This is a genomic window from Parashewanella hymeniacidonis (assembly GCF_016900895.1).
Taxonomy (GTDB): Bacteria; Pseudomonadota; Gammaproteobacteria; order Enterobacterales; family Shewanellaceae; genus Parashewanella; species Parashewanella hymeniacidonis.
Map to the genome: position 1 here is coordinate 1 of NZ_JAFEUN010000143.1, position 8,253 is coordinate 8,253.

An 8,253-nucleotide genomic window follows, 5' to 3' on the forward strand; every position below is an offset into this window, starting at 1 on the left:
TCTGTGCCATACGCAGTTACGTTTCGAGTTGTCGAAAGCAAAATATCACAGCCTCAACTTCGTTGAACCTGCTGTTCAGCGGGCACTTGCCTGATATCTTTGTTTACCCAGCTGAATAGTTACGGAAATCTTTGGTTGTTCGATACAAAGACAGGTAAAAATAAAAAAGTTATTACCAATGGACAAGGGCTTGGGCCTTATGCTGATGTTCGTTGGTCAGCAGACGACCAGTTTATTGCCGTGACTAAAGCCGCAATAGGAAAACTTCGCCCACAAGTTGTTTTATATTCTTTAGTGGAAAATAAAGAGGTCGCAGTTACCACTGATAAGTATGAGTCATTTTCACCCAGCTTCAGCTCCGACGGCAAATGGTTATATTTCCTATCAAGTCGATCGTTTCAATTAGCCAATGGTTCACCATGGGGTGATAGAAACTTAGGGGCTCAGTTTAATGACCGCACATTAATATATGCGATCGCCTTAGATAAAAATGCACAGTTCCCATTTGCAGAAAAGACAGAGTTAACTCTAGAGCCTAAAAAATCAGAAAGCACTTCAACAAAAGTGGACTGGAACGGTCTCGAAGAGCGCTTATGGCAAGTGCCAGTCAAAGCTGGTGGCTTGAACGATTTAAACGTCACAGATAAGGGGCTTTATTATAAACAAGGTAAAGATCTTAAATTTGTAGCGTTTGGAGACTCCAAACCTAAAGTTGATTCTGTTGCGAAAGGTATTAGAGGATATGACATATCTTCAGATCGTAAAAAGTTAATCGTGCAAAATGGAAATAAATCACTGGTGATTGTGAATACTGTCGCCAAAATGCCTAAAGATCTGAGTAAAAATACGGTTCAGGTTAAAGGTTGGACATTTGAGATTGATCCTAAAGATGAATGGCAGCAGATCTTCAATGATGCCTGGTTGATGCACCGTGATCAATTCTTCGATAAAAATATGCGTGGTGTTGATTGGAAAAAAGCGAAACATAAATATCAGAAATTGGTCGATAGAGTTACAGACCGAAGCGAATTAAATGATGTCTTTAAACAAATGATGGCGGAGCTTGATTCTTTACATTCTCAAGTTCGTGGTGGAGACATCGAACGTAATTCTGAAAAGTCGCAAGCAGCGAGTCTTGGTGCGTGGTTACAGCAGACTAAGAATGGTGTGGTTATAGCCGATATTTATAAAAATGATCCAGAATTGCCTGATATGGCTTCACCGTTAAAACGCCAAGGAGTGAATGCAAAAGAGGGTGATGTCATAGCGGCAATTAATCAGCATCCAGTAAATGACGTTTCAGATGTAAACCGATTACTGCGTAACCAAAAGAGCAAACAAGTATTATTGACGTTGAAGCGGGGAAAAAAAGAACTATTTACAGTTGTTAAGCCAGTGAGTGCTGGTGTGAATGCGAAGATGCGCTATCAAGATTGGGTCGAGTCTAACGAGGCTAAGGTGGAGAAATCTACTGATAATAAAGTTGGCTACTTACATCTGTATGCAATGGGCGGTAACGATATCGCAAACTTTGCTAGAGAGTTTTATGCGAACTATGACAAAGACGGTTTGATTATTGATGTGCGCCGTAATCGAGGTGGTAACATTGACAGTTGGGTGATAGAAAAGCTACTTCGTAAAGCCTGGGCATTTTGGAAGCCAACACATGGTGATGCCAGTACTAATATGCAACAAACCTTTAGAGGGAAGCTGGTGGTGCTTGCTGATCAGCTGACTTATTCTGATGGTGAAACTTTCACGTCAGGTGTTAAAGCATTAAAGCTAGCGCCAGTGATTGGTAACCAAACTGCGGGAGCTGGCGTATGGTTATCTGGTCGTAACCGTCTTTCTGATAATGGTATGGCACGAGTTGCTGAGTACCCACAATATGCAATGGATGGCCGCTGGATTGTTGAAGGACATGGTGTTGAGCCAGACATCAAAGTTGATAACCTTCCACTAGCAACATTTAAAGGCGACGATGCTCAGTTAAACAAAGCGATTGATTACTTAAAGAAAGCAATGGCTAAAGAACCAAGAACGGAATTAAATGCTAAGCCGATGCCTAAAACAGGAAAGGCTGATGACATTTTGATTAAGTAATCTGAGCTCTGCGTAAGTAAACCTCAGGTAATTAATGGGTATTCATTAATTCGATATAAAAAAGGCCAAAGTAATACTTTGGCCTTTTTTATAAAAGAAGTTGCAGTCTTTATCTAAACCTAAGGTTTAATCGTGACTTTAGTGTTAATACTGTTTGCAATAAAACAGTTGATGTGGGCTTTGTCATGAATCTTTTTAATGGTTTCTTCGTCCATTTCAACACCCTCAACAAACTTGATTTTAGGAGAAAGTGTCATTTCAGTTACTGCCAGTTTTCCCGTATCTAGTTTACCTAATGTTGCACTCGCATTGTCTTCATAGCTTTCAACAGGTAAGCGTTTTAAATGAGCTATCGCTAGAAATGTCAGCATATGGCAAGAGGACAGTGCTGCCAGTAAGCTTTCTTCAGGGTTAACAAAAGAATCACTTCCCTTATATTCCGGTGCTGAAGAGGCACTAACTTTTTGACCACTTCCATAAGTTATTGTGTGGTCACGACTGAACTCACCGTCTTCTTTTATTTGCTTGTTCCATTGAATATAAGTGTGAAAGCTCATTGTTGTTACCTTATTACTTGCAAAATTGGTTCACTTAACGGTATAACATTATGGACGGAAAAATAAGGATATTTATGAAGATTATAGAATATTTTGTTTTAACTTTTCTTTGGTGTGGCGTTGCCATATCTCCAACGTTACTTGGCGGCATTATAGGTGCAGTGGTCGGTAATAGTAATGGTTTATTGGTTGAAACAATATATATACCCATGATACCTGAAGATGCTCGATTTCAGCGAGAATGCACAACTTGTTAATCAAGGCGACAGTGTGCGGCAATAGTGAGCTATTGTTAGCACTGGCAACGAAGAGTAATAAGCTGTGCAACTCGCACTGCGTGGACTTCTCAGCGCCAATTCTTCTTTGTTACATTAGCTCGAAAGAATCCCGATATTCCTTCGCTAATGCGCCTCAAAGAATTGGCGCTGAAAAAAGTCCTGAAACATGCATCTTCAAGTCCATATATGGGTATATAGGTGCAGTCTTAGGGTTTGGCTTCGGTGTTAAATGGGCTGAACAAATCCGTACAACGATAGGGCTAAGTGTATTTTTTGGAAGACTTTTGGGAGCGAAAGATTAACTAGTGATCAAGATCACTTCTTAAATTAATTTGGAATGATATAAAAACCGTTCATGCCGTAAAATGCTTTATGACATTAATAAATAATTTATTCGTCATAAGCCGTTTATTGAAAGTGCAAACTTTCTCATTTGGCTACATCAATGAGTCACAGCATAAGGACAATATATGAAAATAAATTTATCTGGTCATCACGTTGATGTCACTGACAACGTAAGACAATTCATAGACGAAAAATTTGCCAAAATAGCCAATCATTTTCCATCACTCATTTCACTCGACGTTACCATTGCTAAAAAACATCATAAGTTTGAAGTAGAAATAAGAACGAATTATGAAGGAGCTGCTATTTCAGCTTCAGGTTCAAACGAAGTTATGTTTCCAGCAATTACAGAAGCCGGAAAGCGTCTTGATGCTGCGTTAAAACATAGAAAAGGTCATTTGAAGGCTGATAGACATGAAAAGCCAAAATGCACAAGTCCAGAAATTGCTTATGAAACCATCCAAGAGATGGAACTCACCTGATCATTAAGCGAGTTGGCCGCCGATTTAAGCTTCGGCGGCACTATGGTTACACTCTTCATCAAGTAAACTGACTTTTCTAGGTCTCATTATCAGCTTATAAACCGCTGGCACCCACAGTAATGAGATCAATGTTGTTAAAAGAGTCCCGCCTGCAATTGCTGTTGCAAATGGGGGCCAGAACCCTCCTCCTGCAAGAATTAACGGTAAAAAACCACCGATTGTCGTGATGGTTGTGGAGCTAATATGCCGAGTACAGCTGCTTACGTCTCTAATGATGGCTTTATCATCTCCTTCTCTTGGAAGCTTAGATGATTCGAGCTCGGCGATAATAACAATAGCTGCATTAATGGCTAGTCCCATTAAGCCTAATAATCCAATAATGACATTAAAGCCAAAGGCAAAATCAAAAATATAAATGGCTAATAACCCTAGTCCTGCCGATTGAATTGCGCTTAATAAAATAATTGCCGTTAACCTAAATGAGTTAAAAGATAAAACAACAACTGTAATCAATAATGTCATGACGAGTGCAACGCTCGAAAGCAATTTACCCACCGCTTCGTTTCGTTTTGCACTTTCACCACCTACCTCAATATTATAGCCAGCAGGCAATGATATTGAATTGATGTCCTGCATGACTTCAGCTAAGACTTTCGCAGGTAAGACACCAGAATGTACATAGGCTTCGATCGTATTCACTCTTTGTCCGTTTCGTCTTGCTATGGCTCCTCGACTCACTTTGAATTCTTGAGTACTGATTGCCGAAAGAGGAATACGAGCACCATTAGATGCAATAATTTGGATATCATTGAGCTTATCGGGAGATTGATGGAATTCATCCGTAAGTCGGACTCGCACAGGCAATGATTCAGTTTGTTCAAGTATGCTGCCACTTAATATTCCCGTCGTAGACATTTCAATTTGCCTGGCGATGTCGGTGAGATTAAGTCCTATTTTACTAACGATATTTTCATTAGCATTTACCCAGACTTTCGGGGCTCCCGAAAAGAGAGTCGTTCTGGAATGGGTAACTAAGTCAGATTGATTCAATCTTTGCCTGATTTTGTCACCAATCTGGCTGAGTTTTTCTAAATCAGAACCATAGACTCTGAATTCAACTGGAGCATTAAAAGGGGGGCCTTGTTCCAGTTTTCTGACGAGTATTTGAGCCTCTGTAAATTTATGATCTAACTGATGTTGGAGTTGTGGGATCAGTGTGTTCGCTATATCAAAGTGAGATGTTTTAACCATTGCTTGTGCATAGTTTGTTGCACCTTGCTGACGTTGAGTCATGTTGTAATAAAATGAGGGAGTATTGTTTCCAATCATCCAGTCAACTTTTTCCACCCCATGAGTGCTATCAAGAAAGCGGTTCATCGATTTCACTGTAGCAACCGTGTTATCTAGGCTAGATTGCGGAGATAAAAAGACGTCGATATGAAACATATCTCTATCAGATGGCGGGAAGAATTGCTCGGTCAGTTTAGTCGCTGCGATAAAGCCTAGAACGGGTATTGAACCAATAATAATTGTTGATGCGAGTGGCTTCTTTAATACTAAAGAAAGTAGTCGAGTAAACTTATCAGACAGCCAAGGTGTTGAAATACCTTGATTGCTCCATGATTTTTTATTGGTTTCGCCACTGAATCGACCTGCGAATCCAGCAATCAATGTGTGTGAAATAATGTACGAACCGATTAAGGCGAAAATAACGGATATTGCAATGCCACCGACAAACTCACCAGCAGGGCCTGGCATTAAGACAATCGGGGTAAAGGCTAGAATAGTCGTAATGGTTGAGCCAGCTAATGGTAACCAAAGGTGCTTAAGGCTCTCTGTGACCGCTTGTAATCGACCTTGTCCTTGTTGTCTTTTCTGGCTGATTGCATCGACGATCACAATGGCGTTATCGACCATGATTCCGAGCGCAACAACTAACCCTGTTACAGACATTTGGTGAATGGGTAAATTGACCAACTTCATACAAGCTAAAGTAAAAAGAGCCGTCAATGGAAGTGCAGCGGCTACTATCATTGCATTTCGCTTGCCGAGTGTGATCATGAGTACGATTAGAATCAGCACAAAACCTTGTAGTAGGTTGATTGCCAGTTCACCTAACCGGATTTCAGTATAACTTTGCTGCTCAAATAACCAGTCGATTTTGATATTCGAAGGTAATTCTTTACTTAGAACGTCAACGGTCGCTTTTACTTTCTGCTGCCATTTATCGATGCGAACATTATCTAACATTGTGACTGCAACCATAATGCCTTGCTGGCCATTAATCAGCGAAATACTTTGCTCTGGTTTTTTTACTTGTTTTTTTATGTCGGCAATATCTTGTAATTTGATAATAGGTTTATCTGCATCAATGTTTATAGGCAGTTGTTTGATGCGTTTTAAAGAGTCCAGTTCACCACTTACTTCTATGGTTGCCTTAAGCGTTTGGTTATTGATTTCACCTGCGGAGACTTTACTGTCGGCGGCTAGAATTTGCTGGGCAATATTCGAAGGCGTTACTTTTAATGCTGCTAAATTATTTTTATCGAGTGTGACTAATACTTCTTCTTGAGGCTCACCATAGAGTTTTACAAAGTCAGTGCCTGTAATAAGCCTAATTCGACTTTGTAACTCTTTAGCGTAACGATTCATGAAGTCGACTCTTGGTTCAGTGTCGCTATTCCAAGTAACACCTAAAACAACCGTACTCGCAAAACCAATCTGATCATCCAGGGTTGGGCGACTGGTATTTTGAGGAAGTAATGGCGTGCTATCAGCAACTAAATCTCTTGCTCGGGACCATACTGGATCCGTTTCCATGACGTTATCTTTGAGTTCAAGCTGTATAACTGAAATGCCAGGGCGTGATGTCGAAGAGATTCTTTTTAATTCTTCAAGCCTTCTAAGTTGATTTTCGAGTACATCAGAAACTAAAGCTTCAATACGTTCAGCAGACGCTCCCGGATAATGTGTTACCACGCTCGCAAATCGGTTGGTAACGGTTGGGTCTTCCGTGCGTGGCAAATTACTCAGTGCTCCTAGTCCAGCGACTAAAATAAGTGCGATGACGAGTGCACTTAAACGAGCATTTTCAATAAACGAGCGAATCATTCTGCCTCCGCTATATGAGAGGCTGTAACGTATTGCTCTGGAGCGACTTTATGCGTTCCTTTAGACATCAGTAGCTCTTTATTTTTAAAGGCACCAGTAACAAAAGATCGGTCTTCAGACGTATAGATCACTTCTACATTACGCTTAGTTACTTGTAGTTGTCCGCTCGCATCGGGCTGAAGAACAAAAATATTCCATAGGCCTCTCATTCCATCGGTCAATGCTGAATTTGGTACCCATGCGCCTGACGACGTCACTGATTGACTTACTGTTAAAATGGCGACTGAATTGGTTTTATGACTGCTGCTTGATGGCAGTTGAAATCTAAGCTGATGCGTTTGCGTTTGTTGGTTGAGCGGTTCGGTAGCAGATAATAAGGTTCCACTATATTCAATTTCTTGTATCTTTATAGGGTATGACTCACCAACGTTAAACACTGAAAGACTTTGAGACGGAACGTCAATAATTGCCTGGTGCTGTTGAGCTTGGCTAAGCTGAAAAACAGGGCTGCCAGCTGCAATGTTATCGCCTATTGAGAGATACCTTTTTGTAATTTGGCCGCTGAAAGGGGCAAAGACATTTGATTTTGTAATTTTAATATCTATGGACTGTTGCTGTGCAGATAACTCGTCCAACTGAGCTTTAAGTTGAGAAACTTGAGTTTGTTGCTCATCAATTTTTTGAGCCGAAACAAATGAGGCTTCACTCATCGTTTTGCTTCGCTTCAAAGTACGAATAGCTAAATTTAATTGCTGCTCAACTCGGCTCATTGCAGCACTAACTTGAGATTTTTGATTTCGTAGTAGGGCAGTGTCTAGAGTCGCTAACTTTTGTCCTTTTGAAACTTTGTCACCTAAATCGGCATATATTTGAATAACTTTACCTGCTAATTCAAACCCAAGCCTTGAATCATTGAGCGGCACAGATGAACCTAAGAATGTTCTCTGTACAGAGTAGTTAGGCTGAACTTTTATCTCTATCGCTTCAACAGTGGGAGTTTTTGATGTTTTATTGTCAACGTTAGGCTTTGAGCAGGCAGAAATCATTACCACTAGAATGCAGCAAGTAATAAATTTTCTTATGAAAGCGGTAATGTCGTCCATGAAGTTATCCTAAGCTTTAAATTGGTGTATTTCATATCAAACTAGACTGTCTAGTCTAGATTTGTAGTCTAGAGCCTCAAAACTAGACTGTCCAGTCTATTTTGTGCTTTAATTCAACAGAGATGTGTTATACCATTCGTACTAATTAACTATGGGAACCCATCAAACATGGGTAACAAATTAAGAAGAAAAATCTGAGGAGAAAAGCTTTATTTTTGAGATAATAAGTCAACCACGACAACTATCAAAATAAAATGGCGATTCTGAACAAAAC

5 protein-coding genes and 1 pseudogene are annotated in these 8,253 nt (G+C 40.1%); 3 read left to right on the plus strand and 3 right to left on the minus strand.

Annotation, left to right across the window (positions count from 1 at the left end):
- Positions 1-123: 123 nt before the first annotated feature.
- Positions 124-2,103, plus strand: a pseudogene (locus JQC92_RS19665) (S41 family peptidase); the annotation flags it as partial.
- 119 nt (positions 2,104-2,222) lie between these two features.
- On the opposite strand, the gene JQC92_RS19670 reads toward JQC92_RS19665, so the two are convergent.
- Complete coding sequence (locus JQC92_RS19670; RefSeq protein WP_205001241.1) at positions 2,223-2,660, minus strand: OsmC family protein; 438 nt, start codon at positions 2,658-2,660, stop codon at positions 2,223-2,225.
- 74 nt (positions 2,661-2,734) lie between these two features.
- Here JQC92_RS19670 and JQC92_RS19675 point away from each other — a divergent pair, with 74 nt between their 5' ends.
- Positions 2,735-2,917: a hypothetical protein gene (locus JQC92_RS19675; RefSeq protein ID WP_205001242.1), complete on the plus strand. Its 183-nt coding sequence runs from the start codon at positions 2,735-2,737 to the stop codon at positions 2,915-2,917.
- 491 nt (positions 2,918-3,408) lie between these two features.
- Complete coding sequence (gene hpf / locus JQC92_RS19680) at positions 3,409-3,765, plus strand: ribosome hibernation-promoting factor, HPF/YfiA family (RefSeq protein WP_205001243.1); 357 nt, start codon at positions 3,409-3,411, stop codon at positions 3,763-3,765.
- 24 nt (positions 3,766-3,789) lie between these two features.
- Here hpf and JQC92_RS19685 read toward each other — a convergent pair whose 3' ends face one another.
- Positions 3,790-6,876: an efflux RND transporter permease subunit gene (locus JQC92_RS19685; protein ID WP_205001244.1), complete on the minus strand. Its 3,087-nt coding sequence runs from the start codon at positions 6,874-6,876 to the stop codon at positions 3,790-3,792.
- Positions 6,873-7,979 (minus strand): efflux RND transporter periplasmic adaptor subunit, encoded by a 1,107-nt coding sequence (locus JQC92_RS19690; RefSeq protein ID WP_205001245.1) that lies wholly within the window; start codon positions 7,977-7,979, stop codon positions 6,873-6,875. The genes JQC92_RS19685 and JQC92_RS19690 overlap by 4 nt, the downstream gene beginning before the upstream one ends.
- Positions 7,980-8,253 lie beyond the last annotated feature (274 nt).